General features: G+C 56.6%; 16 protein-coding genes. 1 reads left to right on the top strand and 15 read right to left on the bottom strand.

Annotation, left to right across the window (positions count from 1 at the left end):
- The 5 genes from HY298_10370 to ilvE form a co-directional block, all read right to left on the bottom strand.
- The gene (locus tag HY298_10370; protein MBI3850659.1) at positions 1-1,353 is read right to left on the bottom strand and encodes a DUF1552 domain-containing protein; all 1,353 of its coding nucleotides are present in this window, start codon (positions 1,351-1,353) and stop codon (positions 1-3) included.
- Positions 1,354-1,453: 100 nt separating this feature from the next.
- Positions 1,454-3,931, bottom strand: a complete 2,478-nt coding sequence (locus HY298_10365) for an ATP-dependent Clp protease ATP-binding subunit (protein MBI3850658.1) — start codon at positions 3,929-3,931, stop codon at positions 1,454-1,456.
- A gap of 283 nt (positions 3,932-4,214) precedes the next feature.
- Positions 4,215-5,327 carry a protein arginine kinase gene (locus HY298_10360; GenBank protein MBI3850657.1) on the bottom strand — a complete coding sequence of 371 codons (1,113 nt, stop codon included), beginning with the start codon at positions 5,325-5,327 and terminating at the stop codon, positions 4,215-4,217.
- Between the two features lie 4 nt (positions 5,328-5,331).
- Positions 5,332-5,841, bottom strand: coding sequence for a UvrB/UvrC motif-containing protein (locus HY298_10355; GenBank protein MBI3850656.1), 510 nt, complete (start codon positions 5,839-5,841; stop codon positions 5,332-5,334).
- 4 nt (positions 5,842-5,845) lie between these two features.
- Complete coding sequence (gene ilvE / locus HY298_10350) at positions 5,846-6,718, bottom strand: branched-chain-amino-acid transaminase (protein ID MBI3850655.1); 873 nt, start codon at positions 6,716-6,718, stop codon at positions 5,846-5,848.
- Between the two features lie 199 nt (positions 6,719-6,917).
- Here ilvE and HY298_10345 point away from each other — a divergent pair, with 199 nt between their 5' ends.
- Complete coding sequence (locus HY298_10345; GenBank protein ID MBI3850654.1) at positions 6,918-8,486, top strand: AAA family ATPase; 1,569 nt, start codon at positions 6,918-6,920, stop codon at positions 8,484-8,486.
- Positions 8,487-8,790: 304 nt separating this feature from the next.
- Here the strand turns inward: HY298_10345 and HY298_10340 are convergent, their stop codons facing one another.
- From HY298_10340 to HY298_10295, 10 genes are all read right to left on the bottom strand, one after another.
- A complete protein-coding gene (locus HY298_10340; protein MBI3850653.1) occupies positions 8,791-9,552 on the bottom strand; it encodes a 2-phosphosulfolactate phosphatase in 762 nt (253 codons plus the stop codon).
- A 68-nt stretch (positions 9,553-9,620) separates the two neighbouring features.
- Complete coding sequence (locus HY298_10335; protein ID MBI3850652.1) at positions 9,621-10,451, bottom strand: hypothetical protein; 831 nt, start codon at positions 10,449-10,451, stop codon at positions 9,621-9,623.
- Positions 10,452-10,527: 76 nt separating this feature from the next.
- Positions 10,528-11,076, bottom strand: a complete 549-nt coding sequence (locus HY298_10330) for an adenine phosphoribosyltransferase (GenBank protein ID MBI3850651.1) — start codon at positions 11,074-11,076, stop codon at positions 10,528-10,530.
- 14 nt (positions 11,077-11,090) lie between these two features.
- Positions 11,091-12,104 carry a sigma-70 family RNA polymerase sigma factor gene (locus HY298_10325; GenBank protein ID MBI3850650.1) on the bottom strand — a complete coding sequence of 338 codons (1,014 nt, stop codon included), beginning with the start codon at positions 12,102-12,104 and terminating at the stop codon, positions 11,091-11,093.
- Positions 12,105-12,212: 108 nt separating this feature from the next.
- Positions 12,213-12,908 carry a zinc metallopeptidase gene (locus HY298_10320; protein ID MBI3850649.1) on the bottom strand — a complete coding sequence of 232 codons (696 nt, stop codon included), beginning with the start codon at positions 12,906-12,908 and terminating at the stop codon, positions 12,213-12,215.
- Positions 12,909-13,163: 255 nt separating this feature from the next.
- Positions 13,164-14,294, bottom strand: coding sequence for a M24 family metallopeptidase (locus HY298_10315; GenBank protein MBI3850648.1), 1,131 nt, complete (start codon positions 14,292-14,294; stop codon positions 13,164-13,166).
- A 69-nt stretch (positions 14,295-14,363) separates the two neighbouring features.
- Positions 14,364-14,987, bottom strand: a complete 624-nt coding sequence (gene upp, locus HY298_10310; protein ID MBI3850647.1) for a uracil phosphoribosyltransferase — start codon at positions 14,985-14,987, stop codon at positions 14,364-14,366.
- A 2-nt stretch (positions 14,988-14,989) separates the two neighbouring features.
- Positions 14,990-16,126 carry a signal peptide peptidase SppA gene (sppA, locus tag HY298_10305; GenBank protein MBI3850646.1) on the bottom strand — a complete coding sequence of 379 codons (1,137 nt, stop codon included), beginning with the start codon at positions 16,124-16,126 and terminating at the stop codon, positions 14,990-14,992.
- Between the two features lie 226 nt (positions 16,127-16,352).
- On the bottom strand, positions 16,353-17,201 hold the full coding sequence (locus HY298_10300) for an SMP-30/gluconolactonase/LRE family protein (protein ID MBI3850645.1): 849 nt from the start codon (positions 17,199-17,201) through the stop codon (positions 16,353-16,355).
- A gap of 375 nt (positions 17,202-17,576) precedes the next feature.
- The gene (locus tag HY298_10295; GenBank protein MBI3850644.1) at positions 17,577-18,455 is read right to left on the bottom strand and encodes an esterase family protein; all 879 of its coding nucleotides are present in this window, start codon (positions 18,453-18,455) and stop codon (positions 17,577-17,579) included.
- Positions 18,456-18,645 lie beyond the last annotated feature (190 nt).

Genomic DNA, 18,645 nt, shown 5'->3' with positions numbered 1-18,645 from the left:
TCACGATAGCTCGCGCAATTTGCCGGTGCTATCGCCGATGCGATCCACCGGCGCGCCCAACCGATCGAGCATCGACACAAAGAGGTTGGTCATCGGCGTCTCTTTCTCGAAACGGATGTGCCGGCCGGGTTGGATCGTGCCCCCGGCTTTGCCCGCGAGGAGCACGGGCAGATGATCGTGGGCATGAGCATTTCCGTCGGCCAAGCCACTGCCATAGACGATCATGCTGTTGTCCAGCAACGTACCTTCGCCTTCCTTGATCGACTTTAGCTTCTCGAGAAAGTAAGCGAATTGGGTCGTGTGGAACCGATTGATCTTCGCGATCTTCTGCTTCTTCGTTTCGTCATTGCCATGATGTGAAAGGTCGTGATGGCCCTCGGTGACGCCGATGAAGGGATACGGCCGGTTGCTGCCGTCATGCGCTATGACGAAAGTCGAGATTCGCGTTGTGTCCGTTTGAAAGGCGAGCGCAAGCAAGTCATACATCAATCGGATATGTTGCTCAAATTCCTTGGGGATGCCCGTCGGGCGTGTGTTCCCCGGCAACTCGGCTGCATATTTCTCGGCGCGTTCGATGCGCGTTTCCATTTCGCGGACAGCGGTAAGGTATTCGTCGAGCTTGCGCCGGTCCGTATAGCCCAGGTTGGATTTCAATCGGTTTGCGTCTTCCAGCACGAAATCCAAAATGCTCTTTTCGTAAAGCTCCCGCCTGGCCCGCGCCTCTTTCGTTTCGCCGGGCTTCCCGTTGCTGAAAAGCCGGTCGAACACCGAGCGCGGATCCACTTCCGGCGGCATCGGCGTAGCGTCCGTCTTCCAGGAAATGTTGTACGAATAGGCGCAACTGTAACCCGAATCACAATTGCCCGCCAACTGGCTGCGGTCGCATCCCAGTTCCAAGGACGCAAAGCGCGTTTGCTTCCCGACTTTCGACGCGGCGACTTGATCCACTGAGACTCCCACCTTGATATCGACGCCGTGAGTTTTGCGCGGCTGACAGCCGGTCAGATAACTGGCCGACGCGCGCGCATGATCGCCCGCGCCGTCGCCATTGGCGCGCCCTTTGTCGTGGGCCAGGCCGCTGAGAACAAGGAAATCTCTTTGATGCGCTTTGAGCGGCTCCAAAATGGCCGGCAGCTCAAAGTCCGCGCCCACAGTTTTTGGCGTCCAATCCGCCATGTTCTGGCCGTTCGGCACGTAAATGAACGCCATTCGCTTGGGGAAACCTTTGGGCGCTCCAGCGCTGGAGGCAGCAAAGGATACCGCCGGCGCCATGGCTTCTAGCATCGGCAACGCGACCGCCGTGCCCAATCCTTTCAGAAACGTCCGTCTTGGTATCTGCCATTTATGATTCATAGGCGCGCGCTGTTGGGTTACTTGCTCTGACTATAGGCTGAAGCGATCTGAAAAACAAGTCCGGTTTTTGGAATCGCCGCAACCCCGGACCATTTGATGCTCAACTGGAAAGCGCGCCCGCCGTGGGAGTTCTCTGCACAAAGTTCAGCTTGTCCTGCTCGACACTGACTTGAATGGGGTCGTTGTCGTGCAGATTGCCCTTGAGAATCTCTTCAGCCAGCGGGTCTTCCAAAAACTTTTCAACGGCGCGGCGCATGGGTCGCGCTCCGTAGGTCGGATCGTAACCTTTTTCGACCAGGAAATCCTTTGCCTTGTCATCGAGCTGCAATTGAATGTTCTTGTTTCTGAGGCGCTCCGTGACTTTGCTGATTTCCAAATCCAGGATTTGAATGAGGTCGGGCTTGGTCAACGAGCGGAAAACGATCACGTCATCCAAACGGTTCAGGAACTCCGGTTTGAACGTGCGCTTGGCCTCGTCCATGATTTTCTCGCGCATTTTCTCGTAACTGTTTTCGTCGTTGATCGGCGAGAAACCCATCGTCGTTTGTTTCTTGATGGTTTCCGAGCCGACATTCGAAGTCATCAGGATGATGGTGTTACGGAAATTGATCACGCGCCCGACGTTGTCGGTCAATTTGCCCTCTTCGAGAATCTGCAGGAGCATGTTCATCACGTCGGGGTGCGCTTTTTCGATTTCGTCAAACAAAACCACAGAGTAGGGCTTACGACGCACCTGCTCGGTCAATTGTCCGCCTTCTTCGTAACCGACATAACCCGGCGGCGAGCCGACCATGCGCGAGGAATTGTGCCGCTCCATGTATTCGGACATGTCGAGTTGAATGAGCGATTTGGCGTCGCCAAACATCGCTTCGGCCATGGATTTGGCCAGCAAGGTTTTGCCGACACCCGTCGGGCCGAGCAACGCGAACGTGCCGATGGGGCGTTTCGGATCTTTCAAATCGGCGCGCGAACGGCGCAGCGCCTTGCAAATGGCGGCCACGGCCTCTTTCTGACCGACGACGACTTTGGCCATTTCCTGCTCCATGTTCAGCAAGCGTCTCGTTTCGCTTTCTTCCATGCGTTGCAGCGGCACGCCCGTCCATTTGGAAACCACGTGCATGATGTCCTCTTCGTCCACCTTCACGCGCTTTTCTTCGCGGGAGGCTTTCCAGGCATTGATGACGGCTTCCAGTTTTTCCTTGGCCTGTTTCTCCTTGTCGCGCATGGCCGCGGCGCCTTCGAAATCCTGCCCTTTGATGGCGCGTTCTTTGCGGGCTTTGATTTCTTCGATTTCAGCTTCCAGCGCTTTAACTTCGGGCGGACGCGTCATCGAGCCAATACGCGCGCGCGAGCCGGCTTCGTCCATCAGATCGATGCCTTTGTCGGGCAGATAACGATCGGTGATGTAACGATCGGACAATTTAACCGAGGCTTCGATGGCTTTGTCGGTGAACTCCGCTTTGTGGTGTTCCTCGTATTTGGGGCGGAGGCCTTTCAAAATCAAAATGGCTTCTTCGACAGACGGGGCTTCAACTTTGACGCTCTGGAAGCGTCGTTCCAGCGCTGCGTCCTTCTCGATGTATTTGCGATACTCATTGAGCGTGGTGGCGCCGATGCACTGCATCTCGCCGCGACTCAGGGCGGGCTTGATGATGTTGGAGGCGTCCATGGTGCCCTCGGCGGAGCCGGCGCCCACAATGGTGTGCAATTCGTCAATAAACAGGATGATGTTTTTCGCGCGGCGAATCTCGTCCATCACGGCTTTGATGCGCTCTTCGAATTGGCCGCGGTATTTGGTGCCGGCGACCATGAGCGCGAGGTCGAGCGTGATGACACGCTTGTCGCGCAACAATTCAGGGACGTTACCCTTGGCGATTTCCTGCGCCAGACCTTCGACGATGGCGGTCTTGCCGACGCCGGCTTCACCGAGCAACACCGGATTATTCTTTGTTCGTCGGCAAAGGATTTGAATGACCCGCTCAATCTCGTTCTTGCGGCCAATGACCGGGTCCATCTCCCCTTTGCGGGCGATTTCGGTGAGGTCGCGGCCGAAGGCTTTCAACGCGGGAGTTTTGACCTCGCCCTTTTTCTCCACGGGTTTCTCCGAGCTTTCGCCGGTGGATTGCTCGTCCTGAGCGGCAAAGTTGGGGTCCAATTCTTTCAATATCTCCTGGCGCGTTTGCTCGATATCCACGTCCAGATTTTTCAGCACGCGCGCCGCCACGCCGTCGCCTTCACGCAGCAAGCCCAGCAAAATATGTTCAGTGCCGACGTAAGTGTGGTTTAAGGCCTTCGCTTCCTTCTGCGCAAGCGCGAGGACTTTTTTGACGCGGGGCGTGTACGGAATGTTGCCGATCATTTTCTGATCGGGACCCGTGCCCACTTCCTTTTCGACTGCGAGCCGGACGGTTTCGAGGTCAAGGCCGAGTTTTTGCAGCACATTGACGGCGACGCCCTGGCCCAGCTTGATCAAACCCAAAAGAATATGTTCGGTGCCGACGAAATTATGGTTGAAACGGTCGGCTTCCTTGCGCGCCAGCGCCAAGACCTGTTGGGCGCGGGGCGTGAAATTGCTCATGGTTTCATCGCTCATAGTTCAAACATGCGCTTGATTTTTGGATCTGTCCACTCTTGTTCCTGCAACGCCCCATCGTTACCGGTTGGTCGCCAAGTCTCAGATGATCTCTCATCAAAGCAAATCGTGTTCGTTGAAGAAAGTTTAACCGGAGTTGCAGTTAAATCCACTGAAAACTTATCGTCGCGAATCCGAGGACGATACTGAGTGCCGCTGCGCGAGAGTAACGCGGCATCCTGCGGCTGGTACCAGCTTGCTCGCCCGGCTGGGCGACAAGCCTGTGGAATCAGTTGGTCGCCCTGGGCGACTTGCCGCCGGCGGCACCGGGAGCGGTGGTGACAGGCCGGCTGACATTCTGCAGGCGAGCGCGCACCATGTCGGCGCGCAGCAAATCCCGCTCTTCGGCCGTAAGTTTCTCGGAATGCAGCTTCTGCAAATGGGCCGGTTGGGTCAGGATGAACAACTCATCCGGCAGCGATCGTTCGACGCCGGGGAACAGTCCCAAATCGACGCCCAACCGCATCAACGAGAGGAGGTTCATCGTTTCTTTGGAGGATACGCTGTGCGCGTTGGCGAGAATGCCGTAGGCCCGGCCGATGTGGTTATAAACCATCTTGGGCTTCTTCTCCAGCAACGTGGCACGGGAATTCTCCTCATGCTCGATGATTTGCAAAAGGACTTTTTCCAAACGGTCCACGATGGCGATTTCCGTTTCGCCGAGGGTCATCTGATTGGAAACCTGGAAAACATTACCCAAAGCCTCCGTGCCTTCGCCATACAGACCGCGAACGGCCAACCCCAGTTTGTTGACGGATTGAATGATTTGATTGATCTGCTCCGCCAAGACCAATCCCGGCAAATGCAGCATGGCGCTGACGCGGATGCCCGTGCCAAGGTTGGTGGGGCACGCCGTCAGGTAACCAAGTTCGGGGCTGAATGCGTAATCGAGATTCTTTTCCAACGCGGAATCAATCTGGTCGATGGCCTGCCAAGCCTGCTTGGTTTGCAACCCTGGCCGCAAGGCCTGCATTCGAAGATGGTCCTCCTCATTGATCATCACGCAAAAGGATTCATCGCGATTCAAGACCAGGCCGCTGCCGGCGCTCTTGGCGGCGTGTTCACGGCTGATCAAATGGCGCTCGACGAGAATCTGCTTGTCCAGACTCGAGAGATTGTCCATCGATTCAGAAAACGCGTCGGCCATATCTGGCAGGGCTTGGATGGCCGGACGAAGCACCTCCAAGGTTTTGATCCGCTCCGGCTTTTTGGCCCAGCCGGGAAACGCCGCGCCTTTGAGATTGCGCGCCAGCCGCACGCGACTGGACATGACGATGCGGTCGTGCGGGCCGCGTCGGCGCGCGGATTCGGCGGGGGGAATGAGAAACTCATGAATATCCATGGAATCAAATCGCTGCCAGTTCAGTCAGTTTGTCGCTGGTTTGCCGGATCTCATCGCGCAACTGGGCCGCCTGTTCGAAATTCTCGTCCGCGACCGCCTTGGCGAGTTTCTTCTGCAAGTTCTTCAGGCGGTCAGACAAATCACGACTCTGCTGCAAGGCGCGCGGAACCTTGCCCATGTGTCGCGTGCCTTTGTGCATCGTCTTGAGCAACCCTTCCAAGCCTTCGGCAAACGTTTTGTAACAATCCGGGCAGCCGAGCCGTCCGGCCTTCTTGAAATCAGCCTGCGTAAAACCGCACGTGGGACATTTGATCTCGACGCCCCCGCCAGATTGCTCGATCTCCTGCGACGCTCCCAGGCCCAGCAACAAGTCCGCGAGCGAAAAACCGGCCGGGTCATTGACACCCTTCTGTTTGGCACAGTCCTCGCACAAATCGACTTTTTGCATCTTTTCCCCGGCGATCTGGGTCAAGTGCACCGTCGCTTCTTTTTCTTTACAAACGCAGCAAAGCATAAACCTAGTCGTATATCGGCTCGCCGGAGACTTTAGTCAAGGCGGCGTATTTGGCCACCAACCGCGCCGTCACCGGTCCTGGCTTGCCGTTGCCGATGATGCGCCCATCAATCTTGACCACGGGAATCAATTCCGCGCCCGTGCCAGTGAGGAAACATTCATCGGCATTGAAAAGATCGTAACGCGTCAGGTTGGGTTCACCCACGGTCAAGCCGGATTCCTTGGCTAATTCCATCACCACACTGCGTGTGATGCCATACAAAGCGCCTGCCGAGAGCGGCGGCGTGAGCAAGTGGCCGGCCTTGACGATGAAGACGTTGTCGCCGGTGCACTCGGATACAAACCCTTCGGCGTTCAACATGATCGCTTCTTCGCAACCGCCGTTGTTGGCTTCGATTTTGGCCAGCACGTTGTTCAAGTAATTGAGCGACTTGATTGCCGGATTCAGCGCGCTGTGCAAATTTCGCACCGTCGGCACGGTAATTATCTCCAAGCCGTTCTTGTAATAGCCATGCGGGTAAAGTTGTATTTTATCCGCAATGATGATGACCGACGGATTCTTGCAACTTTTCGGATTCAGTCCGAGCGAGCCGATGCCGCGAGTAACCACCAAGCGGATGTAGCCGTCGTGGAGTTTGTTTCGCCGGCAGGTTTCCACGACTGCGCGCATGATCTGGCTGTGCGACAATGGCAGCGTGAGCAGAATGGCTTTGGCCGAATAGAACAACCGGTCAACGTGCTCCTTCAATTTGAAGACCCGCCCATTGTAAGCGCGAATGCCTTCAAAAATGCCGTCGCCATACAGCAAGCCGTGATCGAACACGGAAATTGTCGCGTTCTTCTCGTCGTAGTATTTGCCGTCGATATAAACTTTCATGTCACAAGCGCGGCAAAGCTACGGCAAAGCATCCCATCAAGCAATAGGGGAGTTTGACCACGCCGCAAATGGCGATTGGTTTCTGTGGTTTGCGCGAGAGGAAACCCGCTTGGCATTGCGGTCAAGGCAATCACACATTAGGCTGAGGTAATCGTTTCCAAGACCGAACGAAACATCTTGGGGACGGTCGAATCAAGTCATGACTCATCTAAATTCAAGTGGACCGCCTTCGCCGGAGGAATTCCAACGGCAATTGTCGGAGCTGTTGCGCCAGCAATTTCAAACCAGCCAGGCCCCAAGTCAGGAACAATCGGTGCCCGCAGGCTCGCCGGAAGGTCCGGAGACAACTCCTCCGGAGGACGAGTTTGTTTTCGATTACAAGCCGCGCGATGTGAAGGCATACCTCGACCGCTTCGTCATCAAGCAGGAGGAGGCGAAAAAAGTTTTGAGCGTGGCGTTGTGCGACCATTACAACCATGTGCGCGCAGCCATGACTGGGAAAGACCAACCCAACTATGCCAAGCAGAACATCATTCTCATCGGCCCGACCGGCGTGGGCAAAACCTACCTGATCCGCAGCATGGCGGATTTGATCGGGGTGCCGTTTGTGAAAGGGGATGCCAGCAAATTTTCCGAGACGGGCTACGTCGGCGGTGACGTGGAGGATTTGGTGCGTGAACTGGTGCGGCGCGCGGACGGCGACGCGGGGCGCGCTCAATACGGCATCATCTACATTGATGAGATCGATAAAATCGCGACGGTCAACAATGCCACGGGCCGCGACGTGAGCGGCCGCGGTGTGCAGACCAACCTGCTCAAGTTGATGGAGGAAACCGATGTTCCCGCGCATTCGCCCAACGATATCGCCGGGCAGATTCAGGCCATGATGGACATGACCCAACGGGGCAAGAAAGCGCCCGCCGCCATCAACACGAAACACATTCTGTTCATCGTCAGCGGCGCGTTCGGCGGGTTGGAAAAAATCGTCCGCCGCCGTTTGCGCGAGGCGACCATCGGCTTTGCCGCCCGGGATTCAACCGCAGAACTCGGCGAACAAGTCCTGGAACAAACCCAGACGCGCGACTTCATCGATTTCGGTTTTGAACCGGAATTTATCGGACGTTTGCCGGTGCGCGTGGTGTGCCAGACGTTGAGTGTCGATGACCTGTTCGCCGTTTTGAAAACGTCGGAGGGCAGCTTGATTCGCCAATACGAACAGTCCTTTGCGGCTTACGGCATCGAAGTCCTTTTTCAGGATGAGGGACTTCGTCGCATCGCGGAACTGGCGGGCGACGAACAGACCGGCGCGCGCGGCCTGATGACGGTTTGCGAGCGAATCTTTCGCGACATCAAATTCGAACTGCCGTCCACAAGCGTGAAGCGCTTCATCGTCACGCGTGAAATGGTGGACCATCCGGCGGCTGCCTTGCAAAAACTCCTGGCCGAGCAGCAACACGAGGAGCGGTTGGTGGCGCGCCAGTTGGTGCAGGAGTTTGAGCAGAAGTTTCAGGACAATCACGGGCTGGAAATCCGCTTCACGGAAGCGGCGGCTGACTTGCTGGTTTGCCAGGCGTTGGAAAATTCTAAATCGATTCGCGACTGGTGCGCCGAGCGGTTCAAGGATTATCAGTTCGGCCTTAAACTGATTTCACAAAATACCGGCCAGCGGCAGTTCGCCATCGACGTTGAGGCCGTGCGAACGCCGGACAAGGTGCTTAGTGACTGGGTTGTGGCCAGCTATCGGAAAGAGCAGAGGCCCTCGGGATAAACGCCCTCACGACTGCCGATTCAAGGTTCATGGGCAGTTTTCACCTCCAACATCGGACGTGCATCGGGGCCTTGAACCCGGGCCTCCCAAACTTTGTCGCATATGCGACAAAGTTTGGGAGATGATTCCGGTCGGACTGATGGAAAGCTCCGACGATTTGAAAATCGCGCATTGTGACATGATGCGCGCTCGAGGTAGCGCAGGCGTCCCCGCCCCGTGCCGGACGGCCTGCGCTACGCAATTCATGGAAAGAGATGTGAGCGGCAATTCAGAGGAATGAAAATCTATACGCCAGACGGGAAGATTACCCCATTTTCTTCACCCTGCCGTCCTGGCACAACTCCGCGACCAAATTGAGGGTTTCGCGCTGAACGCAGGCGCGCACGTCATCGCGCAACGCCGGGTTGGCGAGTAAACGCTGTCCGTTGCGTGAGTGTCGCATGGCGCCAAAGAGGTCGCTTTGGAGCAAAGGATAAATCCGTCGCGCGATTTCCGCCGAGTCCGCGACCTGTCCCAGCGCGTAATGCGGCCAGATTTTTTCGCACAACGCTCCGGCTGCAAGGGTATCTTCCAGCGCGGCCTGTTCGTAAGTGCCGCTGCAGACCAGCAACAAGCGGGGCGGGGATTGGTCGCGAATCCAGGTGGCAACCGATCGCAAATTCAGGAATGAACCGATCAAGACTTTTTTCGCCGACGCACAGGCTCGGAGCGCGCGCGTGCCGTTGGTGGTGGCGATGACAATGGTTTTGCCTTCCACGCGTTCCCGGATGAACTCACGTGGAGAATTGCCGAAATCGAAATCGATGCTGCCGGTCTGGGACGCGCGAATGCGCACGCCATCGCGTTCCCCGGCCAGCAATACCGCCGGTTGTCGATCGCGGATGGCCAGCGCCTCCGGAATTTCCGCCACGGGGATGATGGCGGTGGCGCCATTGGCCAGCGCGGTGACCATCGTGCTGGTGGCGCGCAGGATGTCGAAGACGACGCAAACGGTGTCGCTCAGGTCGCGCTGGGCGAGCGCATTGTATTCAGCCGGCGTGAACAAGACTTCGAGCGATTTGGACATGGTCTTTAGGTTGAACTACTGTCCGTTCATCTGCGTGATGGGTAGGCGGCAGTGATTCTTCCGATGGCTCACCGCCCAACCCGCACGCGCCGGTAGTGAAACAGATATTGCTGGGCATAGCCAGCATTCTTACCGAAGTGAGTGGTCGCGAAATGCTGCAACTTTGACAAACCAACCCGCCGACGGGGGAAATAAAGTTCGCGGAGGGCCTTTGTCATCCATACATCCACCGGGAAGGCCATTGGAAGGCCATAAGCAAACAACAAAACGCAATCGGCAATTTTTCGGCCCACCCCGGGCAACGTCAGCAATTCCACTCTGGCTTCTTCTAACGATAGACTTTTCAACCGGTCGAGCTGGAGTTGTCCACTGGCGATAATGCGCGCCGTGGCCAACAAGTAGGCAGCGCGAAACCCCATTTTGCAATCGCGCAACTCGCCTTCAGTCCGATCTGCCAGGCTGGCAGGTGTTGGGAACGTGAAAGCGGGGACGCACGCGCGCGCGACTCTCAACGGTTTCCCGAAGCGTTGGCTGAGCAGCGCGATGATCTGTTGGATTTGAACGATTTGCTTGCTGGAGGAGAGGATAAAGGAGGCCAGACATTCCCAAGGATCCTGCCGCAATAACCGCAAGCCCGGAGAAGCGGCCACGGCGGCGCGCATCGGTTCGTCATCCGGAAAACTTGCCAGCACCGCATCCAAGTCTTGCTCGATTTGTAAATAGTCAGCGAGCCAAACCCAGCGGGCCACAGGTTCAGCGGTTTCGGCGATGATTGAATTGTTGCCTGACCGGAGTCGCACCCAATGATCACCGATCACTCCCGACCACGAATCGTTTTCCCGTTGCCAACGAAACGTCTGACCAGAGGTCAAGGTGGCGGCCAGATCATAATTCCGCACCTGGAATATTTTTCGAAGCTCAAGGGAATGCTTGGGAGGATGGTCCAAAACTGGATGAGGCAACGCGTTTTCCAAATCAATAAACCACGAGTGAACGGACAGGATATTGTTTCAGTTTTTCGCGTCCGTGCAGGAAGCTCAATTCGATCAGGAAGGAAATCTCCAGAATCTGCGCGCCAATTCTTTGCAGCAGGGCGGCGGCAGCGGCGGCGGTGCCACCGGTGGCGAGCAGGTCATCGATCAGGAGAACGCGGCTGCCCGGCGTGACCGCGTCCACGTGAATGGCGATCGTGTTGGTGCCGTATTCCAGAGCGTAGTCCTGCTCGTGAATCTGGTAGGGCAGTTTGCCTTTCTTGCGCACGGGAACAAATCCCGCCTGAAGCCGGAGGGCGGCAGCGGCGGCGAAAATGAAACCACGCGCATCGATACCCACCACCGCATCAACCATCCCAGGTTTGAAGTGTGCGGTGAGCAAGTCGATGCTACCGGAAAAAAGGCGGGCATCCGCGAGCAGGGGCGTGATGTCTTTGAACTGAATGCCCGGCTTGGGAAAGTCGGGAATGTTGCGGATACTGCGCTCAATGTCGAGAGGCGTCGGCCTTGGCGGATTCAGGGTGGACAGCATAGATTAGATCGGCGTCACTGTGGTTCGGCCTCCAGTTTGGTGATCATCTTGCGGAGCTTGCGCAACGCGATGTTTTGGATCTGGCGCACGCGTTCGCGGGTCACGCCAAATTTTTCTCCGACTTCTTCAAGGGTTTTTTCCGTGCCGCCGTCCAGGCCGAAACGATACCGGAGAATGGTGGCTTCGCGCGGATCGAGGGTCTTGACCATTTCCTGAAGCATGCTGGTCACGGTTTTTTCTTCAAGGTGTTGGTATGGGGTGTCGGCGGCTTCGTCCTGGACCACTTCACCATAATTGTTGGAATCCTCGTCGCCGATCGGCGCGTCCAGTGAGGCCGGGCGGATCGCGGCGGTGCGCATTTGCATCACGCGCGTGGTCGGCACTCCCATCTCCGCCGCCAGTTCCTCATCGGTCGGCTCGCGGCCCAGAATTTCCTGAAGTTTCATGGCGGTGCGGCCCATTTTGGAAATCTTATCCACCAGATGAACGGGCAGCCGGATGGTTTTGGACTGGTTGGCCAGGGCGCGTTTGATGGATTGCTTGATCCACCACGAACCGTAGGTCGAAAGTTTGGCGCCCTTGGATGGATCAAAGCGTTCGACAGCTTTCATCAATCCGATGTTGCCTTCGCTGATAAGGTCCAGCAGCGGCAGGCCAATCCCTTCATAGTCGTGGGCGATCTTGACGACCAGCCGCAGGTTGGCCTTGATCATTTGTTCCCGCGCTTTCTTGCTCCCTTTTTTGATCTTGGCGGCCAATTCGATTTCTTGTTGAGGTGTCAGCAATTTCACCTGCCCAATCTCGCGCAGGTATAACTTGATGGCGGTATCCCCGTCGTACGAACCGCGTTCCCGGTCGGTGGGCGCGATGGCAACATCGTCACGCGGTACGACCGGCAGCTCGGTTGATTCAACTGCTTTTTCGACGGATGATTTTGTGCGGCGCGGTGCTGGGAATGAATTGGCTGGGTTGCGGTGCCGAGAGGCTTTCCCGCGGTTGGACTTCCATCGCTTGTTCTTCACAGCCATAGGCAGAGGGAAAAATTAGAGATTCAGACTTTGTCCGCAAGCAAATTAACCATGTTGATCAGCCGTAATCTCCCTGGTTGTACGGTGAGTCAATCGCCTGCCAGTTCTTCAGTTGCGATCATTTCCACGAGCGATCAGGATCAAGTGAAGCAGCGATAGGACAGCGCCCACCATCGCGGCCACATAGGTCATGGCCGCGGCATTCAACACTTTGGCCACCGCTGCGCTTTCCTGGTTTCGGATAAGTCCAATTTTCAGCAATTGTGCTTTGGCCCGGCGGCTGGCGTCAAACTCCACAGGCAAGGTAATCACCTGAAATAACGTGATGACCGCAAAGACACCGATCGCTATCCCAATGAACTTGGCAAAAAATGCGCCACCCAGTATCCAGCCCAAAAAAATGATTCCCGCCCAGGCATGGCTGGCAAACTGGAAGGCGGGTACCAGTGTCATCCGGAAATTAAACGGCGCGTAGGCGGCCTTCTGTTGCAACGCGTGGCCGGCCTCGTGCGCCGCCACACCGATGGCCGAAAGCGATTGCCCGTGAAAATTCTCCGACGAGAGGAACAATGCTTTCTTGACCGGATCATAGTGGTCGGTCAGATGTCCTCCGATTTCTGCCACGGGCACATGCTCCAGATCGGCGTCGTCCAGGATTTCCCGGGCCGCCTGGGCTCCGGTCAGCCCCGACTCTGACCCCACTTGCAGGAATTTTCGATACGTGGACGACACCTTGATCTCGGCGTAGAGGCCGAGAATTAACCCGGGTAAGATCAGCCACCACCATTGGTCAAGAATCAACATAGTTTTTTGCTTTCAGTCTGAGTGAGCCGTTCGCATCGGAGCGCTCTGCTCCGCATCACGCCTCCGACCAGCTTCATCACGATTAATCGACCCGTCAATTTCCGTTGTGTTCAATAATTCCAGCCGGATGCGTGCCAAGGGAAGGGCTGCCCGGATCGGTTGACTTGTCAGTGGTCAAAGCGAAAGCACTGCGACAAATGGGCGACAAGGCGTCTCATTTCGAGGATGAGTGACGGCGTCGCGTCACAATGGGTTTCACACTTCCAGCACTTTTTCGAACTGGGTCAGGTTGCGTGGGCCGTTGCTGGTGATCAGGGCCACATCCTCCAATCGCACTCCGCCCAGTTCCGGATAGTAAAGTCCCGGTTCGACGGTCACGACGTGGCCCGTCTTCAACACACCCGTCGAATGCGCCCCCAGGCGCGGCGCTTCGTGAATCTCCAAACCCAGCCCGTGGCCGGTGCCATGGAAGAAACCTTGCATGCGGCCGTTCTCCTTTCCCGTCTTGTAACCTTCCCGTTTGAACAATGTCTGAACGGCCTTGTGAACGTCGGCCGTGCGCGTGTTGCGATACAATTCTCCGAAGGCAAGTTCCTGGCCGCGCTTCACCGTGTCGTAAAGTTTGCGGACTGCTTCACTGGCGCGGCCCTTCACGACCGTGCGGGTGATGTCACCGAAGTAGCCGGTCTTTTGGGATCGCGGGAAAACATCCAGGATGATCGGTTCGCGCGCGTGGAGATTGCCGTGTCCTTGTTCATGGGGATCGCAGCCCTGTTTGCCGCCCGCGACGATGGTGTGACAGGCCTGGCCGTTCGCCTGGATGATGGCGGTGTTGATGATGGAGCGCAATTTTTCTGAAGTCAGGGGGACGTTATGATAGATCAACCGGCGGTTTCGGCCGATTTTGGCGGATTTGAGCGCCTGGATGGCTTCGGCCAAGCCAACCTCGGCCATGACGAGGGCCGCGCTGATTTTCTTCACCTCGGCTGCGGATTTTTGTTCGCGTTGCGGGAAGAATCCGCCCGGTCTGACTTTAACTTTGATGTTGAGGCGACACAATTCATTGGCCAGCCCATGCGGAAAATTCTCCGGAACAAAGACCCGTCCGATTTGTTCTTCGCGCAATAGCAACCGTATGATCTGGGCAAAGCTCGTGCGCCGGACGCCCTGACGCCGGAGGGTCTTCTGGCATTCGCTGAGAGAAAGAACGCGGCAATGCGCGGCCTGGTCGCGGGCGCGGTCAAGTTCCAGATCACTCATCACCACCATGTCCCGCCCGCGAATCCGCAGATAAATGAACGGGTCGGGCACGAACATTTTGACCGCGTAAAGCATGTTGGCGTCATGCTCGCTGTCCGCTACGATCAATAGGTTTCCGCGTTTCATCGCGCTCGGTGAAATTGTTGGTTGACCAATAAGTTGGGTGACCAATAAGAAGTCGGTTTGAATCGTCTGTCAAACGCCAAAGAGCCGGTCTCCCGCATCACCCAGGCCGGGAACGATGAACCCTCTCTGGTTCAGCCTGCGATCGACGGCCGCAGTGAAGATGGGCACATCCGGATAATGCGCCCGCACGCGTTGAATGCCCGCCGTGGCGGCCACGAGGTTTACCACTCGCACGCGCCTGGCGCCGGAGTCGGACAGCAGATTCAAGGCGGCGACGGCGCTCCCGCCGGTGGCCAGCATGGGATCAATCAGGAACACTTCGAACTGGCGCAAATCCGCCGGCAAACTTTTATGGTAAGCCACCGCTTGCAAACTTGTTTCCTCACGTTTCAATCCGATGAAGCCAACGCGGGCATGGGGAATCAGTTGCAAAATGGAATCCAACATCCCCAGACCGGCGCGCAAAATGGGAACCAAAATCACTTCATGCCGCAGGGTGAATCCACGCGCCCGGGTCAAAGGCGTGATGACGGAGACCGATTCAACTTCCAAAGAACGAGTCGCTTCGTAAATCATCAAGGCGGCCACTTCGCTCAACACCCGCCGGAACTCCTGCGACCCGGTTCGTTCGTCCCGCAACCGCGTCAAGTTGTGCTGCACCAACGGGTGCGTGATGACAGTCACGCCCTTCACATTCAGTGCAATACCGTCGGCGAAATGAAATAGAGCTGTCCCGCCTGCAATTTGGGAAAATCCATGCCGACGTCCACTTTGAGCGTGGTGCGCGCATCGGTTGACCCAAACAACTGAAAGAAATCCGCCAGATCAAATCGTTGTTGATACTGGATTAAATTGGCCCGGCCGACTCCGGCGATTCTTTTTGCCGCCTCGACGGCAGTTTCAAAATCGCCCAACTCATCCACGAAACCCAGTTTTTCGGCTTCCTTGCCCGAGAGGACGCGGCCATCGGCGTAATCTTCCCAGTCCGCACTCAAAGCGTTGCCTTTCTCCCGGTTTTTCGCCTTGGCGTTTTTGCGGCCTTCCGCCACCACACTCTTGAATTTGCCGAACGTCTCATCAATCAACGCCTGCACCATTTGTCGTTCTTCAGCCGGAATGTCCTCGTCGTTGCGGTCGCCGCTCAACATGTCCTTGAACTTGCCGCTTTTGTAAACCTCCGGTCGCAGTCCGATTTTGTTCATCAGCCCGCGATAGTTGTAGCCGTGCATGATGACGCCGATGCTGCCGGTGATGGTCAGTTCGTTGGCCACGATCCATCGGCAGGGCGCGGAAACATAGTAACCGCCGGACGCGGCCAGACTGCCCATCGAAGCGACGACGGGTTTGTGCGCCTCCGTCTGAAACTTGGCGATCAAACGGTAAATTTCATCCGAGGCCAGCACTTCGCCGCCCGGCGAATTGACTCTGAGCAGCACCGCTCTGACTTTGCGATCTTCCTCCGCGCGGCTCAACTGCTCCTTGATCAGATCGACAAGGCTGACCCCGCCGCGATCAATCACCTGCCCGGTAATGATGCCTTCCACGTCCACGACCGCAATTTTATTGGCGGAATCGTTGTCCTTGAGAATCACTTCCTCCAATTTAGGGCCGGCATAGTGGGCACTTCTGACTTTGACTCCCGCCAGGCCGCTCGTCAAATGACTCAAGTTGGCGAACAGGCTCAGCACCAACAGCACCAATAAAATGATGGCAAAAATTTTCCAGCCCCGACTCTTGCGCGGCGGTCGGGAAGCGGGCGGCAGCGTGATGATCGGCGGCGGATTCATCGTCGGCCCTTTGTATTCGGGCGCAGGTGGCAAATTACTTTCCATGGCGCGACCTTATCGCAAAACGGCCAGACGAGCAAGCCCGATTCAACTCGGATTCAGAGTGAGCCGGCGGGGTGTTGGATTTCACGCTTCAGCGTGTTCAGAAACCATCACGCAAGATCCGGCAAGCTGAAGCTTGAACTCCAACCCCACGCTGGCCGTCCATCGGCCGACTACTTCGAATAACGCCCGAACGCTTCAACCTATCTTGGCAGTATTTCCTCTGTCGTCACCTCTTTACGGGTGACCCAAGCATCGCCGGTTGAAAAAACAGAGCGCCCCTGGCCTGGGTTTTGCGCCGATAAACCTTGTCCGAGCAGGCCACGTAAAGGTATTCGAGATTCTGCCCGGCGAATGCGACGCTCACCGCACCCTTGTTCTGTGGCTTCGCAATAACGCCGCCCATCCGTCCCGTCGGATCGAACATCTGAATCCCGACGTGGCTCGTGATGTAGTAGCGGCCAGCCGAATCCGTCGTCGAACCGTCGCCGCCGCTGTCGGCCTTGCCGTTCGGTGTGCGCAATGTCACGTAACGCTCGCCGTGAGTGAGGCTGCCGTCGGACTCGACGCGGAACGCCCATGCGTTCGTGCCGGAGTATTCGGACACGACGAGCGTGCCTTGATCGGCTGAGAGCGTGATGCCGTTGGGCGCTTTGATGCCGGTGGCACCGACACGCACATTGCCCTTCGCATCGACAATCGTGACTTGTCCCTTGCCCGTCTCGGTGAAATAGACGAAGCCCTTGTGTGACACGACCAGATCATTGGGTTGCACATTGTCCGCGAGCACGGTCATCTCCTTCGACGGCAGCCTGAAGGCAACGACCTGTTTCTTCGGCCCTTGCGTGCAGGCGTAGAGGCGTCCATCCGGACCGAACTTGAGGCCGCTGATCTTCGGTCCATTTTCCAGAAACGGCGTGACCTTGCCGTCCGCGGAAACGCGATGCACAACGGACTTGGGCAAATCGCTGAAATAAAAATTCCCCTCAGCATCGGAGCAAGCGGCGTCAGTGAAGCCGTAACCTTCGCCGACCAGTTGCCAGCCTTCGCCGTCAATCAAAACTGTTGAAAGCGGCATATCCTGGCTTGAAGCTCGAAACACGAAGGACACACTGGCCAAAACCACTGCCAAAGAATTCAAATTCTTCATCTTGATCATGGTTAACGCGATTACTAATCACATAACTTTACTGGACCCCTCACCCGACCAGAGGCCACCCTCTCCCCATCGCATGGGGAGAAGGCAGGGTGAGAATTCCCCGAAAGAAAGTTCCGCGCATTGCATCCCTGAACCCACCCCTTGCCCCTCCCAGGAGGGGAGCGACGCGCGGTAGATTGTTCCCCTCTTGGGAGGGGTCAGGGGTGGGTTGGTTTGGCAGCAGGTTCATGGTGCGGGAAGCGCCTTTGAGAGAGGTGTCGGAGTTGGCAAACAGGGCGATGTTTCCTTCACGTTTCATTTCGCATAATCCTGCCAGAGCCATTTCAACGATTCCGGCAAAATCGCGCCGCCATGTTTTCCGTTGTGACCACCGTCGCCGAATTCAAACTTGTAATCATACTTGGCAAATTTCAGCGCCGCGGCCATTTCCTGGTTCGCCAACGGCCAGTTGCCGTGAAGATTGTCGAGATCACCGGAGCCGTCCTGCAGAAAAACGCGGATCGGTTTCTTTTCCGTCTTGCGAATCAACGCGGGATAAACGTGCCCGCCGCGGATGTTCGTGAAACTGCCGACGTGGCTCAGCACCTTCCGAAACGCCTCGGGCCGTTCCCACGCCACCGTCCACGCGCAAATGCCGCCGGAACTGATGCCGCAAATGGCGCGGCCTTCCGGGTCTTTGGTCAGATTATATTTCTTGCCGACTTCAGGCAGGATTTCTTCCAACAGAAAGCGGGCGTATTGATCGCTCAACGAGTCGTATTCAAAACTCCGATTGCTGCGCGGTTTTTGCCCGGCTTCAGCAGCGGGAACTTCACCGGGATTGATGAAGATGCCGATGGTGACGGGCATTTCTTTTTTCGCGATCAGATTGTCGAAGACAGTCGGGACGCGGTACTGGCCGTTGGTGCTCACGTAACCACCGCCATCCTGAAACACCATCACGCAAGCCGGCTTGGCCGCGTCGTATTGTTTGGGCACATAGACCCAATAATCGCGCACCGTGCCCTCGAAGATTTTGCTTTCCCATTTGTGTTTGGTCACCTCGCCTTGCGGCACGCCCTCCTGCGGCATCGACTCCGGGCCGAGCTTGTAATCATCGGCGGCGCGGGCGACAAAACTCGAAAGCGCGAGAATCAAAATAGAGCAAAAGCGAACTGAACGATTGGGTTTCATGCGCGGCATTGTGCCGAAACTTGCGAAGCTGTCAAAACATCCCCATATCAGTGTCGTGTAGCAAACAAAGTTGGAAAAGAGTGTGCGATCAAAGTTGGAATGGATTCAGAACACTGGGCAATGGAGCAGAACGATGGGTTTGGCTTCTGGGTCTGGAGCGTGGCGGAGGTAGTAAATGTCTCCATCGGGG

This window comes from Verrucomicrobiota bacterium, assembly GCA_016200005.1.
GTDB lineage: Bacteria > Verrucomicrobiota > Verrucomicrobiia > Limisphaerales > PALSA-1396 > PALSA-1396.
The sequence above is the reverse complement of the archived record's forward strand: the minus strand, read 5'-3'. Positions and strand labels throughout refer to the sequence as shown.

Coding starts and splice junctions, on each gene's coding strand:
- HY298_10370 (MBI3850659.1), bottom strand. CDS start 1,353: ATGAATCATAAATGGCAGATACCAAGACGGACGTTTCTGAAAGGATTG.
- HY298_10325 (MBI3850650.1), bottom strand. CDS start 12,104: ATGGCTGTGAAGAACAAGCGATGGAAGTCCAACCGCGGGAAAGCCTCT.
- HY298_10365 (MBI3850658.1), bottom strand. CDS start 3,931: ATGAGCAATTTCACGCCCCGCGCCCAACAGGTCTTGGCGCTGGCGCGC.
- HY298_10360 (MBI3850657.1), bottom strand. CDS start 5,327: ATGGATATTCATGAGTTTCTCATTCCCCCCGCCGAATCCGCGCGCCGA.
- HY298_10315 (MBI3850648.1), bottom strand. CDS start 14,294: ATGAAACGCGGAAACCTATTGATCGTAGCGGACAGCGAGCATGACGCC.
- HY298_10345 (MBI3850654.1), top strand. CDS start 6,918: ATGACTCATCTAAATTCAAGTGGACCGCCTTCGCCGGAGGAATTCCAA.
- HY298_10330 (MBI3850651.1), bottom strand. CDS start 11,076: ATGCTGTCCACCCTGAATCCGCCAAGGCCGACGCCTCTCGACATTGAG.
- sppA (MBI3850646.1), bottom strand. CDS start 16,126: ATGGAAAGTAATTTGCCACCTGCGCCCGAATACAAAGGGCCGACGATG.
- HY298_10300 (MBI3850645.1), bottom strand. CDS start 17,201: ATGCCGCTTTCAACAGTTTTGATTGACGGCGAAGGCTGGCAACTGGTC.
- HY298_10340 (MBI3850653.1), bottom strand. CDS start 9,552: ATGTCCAAATCGCTCGAAGTCTTGTTCACGCCGGCTGAATACAATGCG.
- ilvE (MBI3850655.1), bottom strand. CDS start 6,718: ATGAAAGTTTATATCGACGGCAAATACTACGACGAGAAGAACGCGACA.
- HY298_10295 (MBI3850644.1), bottom strand. CDS start 18,455: ATGAAACCCAATCGTTCAGTTCGCTTTTGCTCTATTTTGATTCTCGCG.
- HY298_10320 (MBI3850649.1), bottom strand. CDS start 12,908: ATGTTGATTCTTGACCAATGGTGGTGGCTGATCTTACCCGGGTTAATT.
- HY298_10355 (MBI3850656.1), bottom strand. CDS start 5,841: ATGCTTTGCTGCGTTTGTAAAGAAAAAGAAGCGACGGTGCACTTGACC.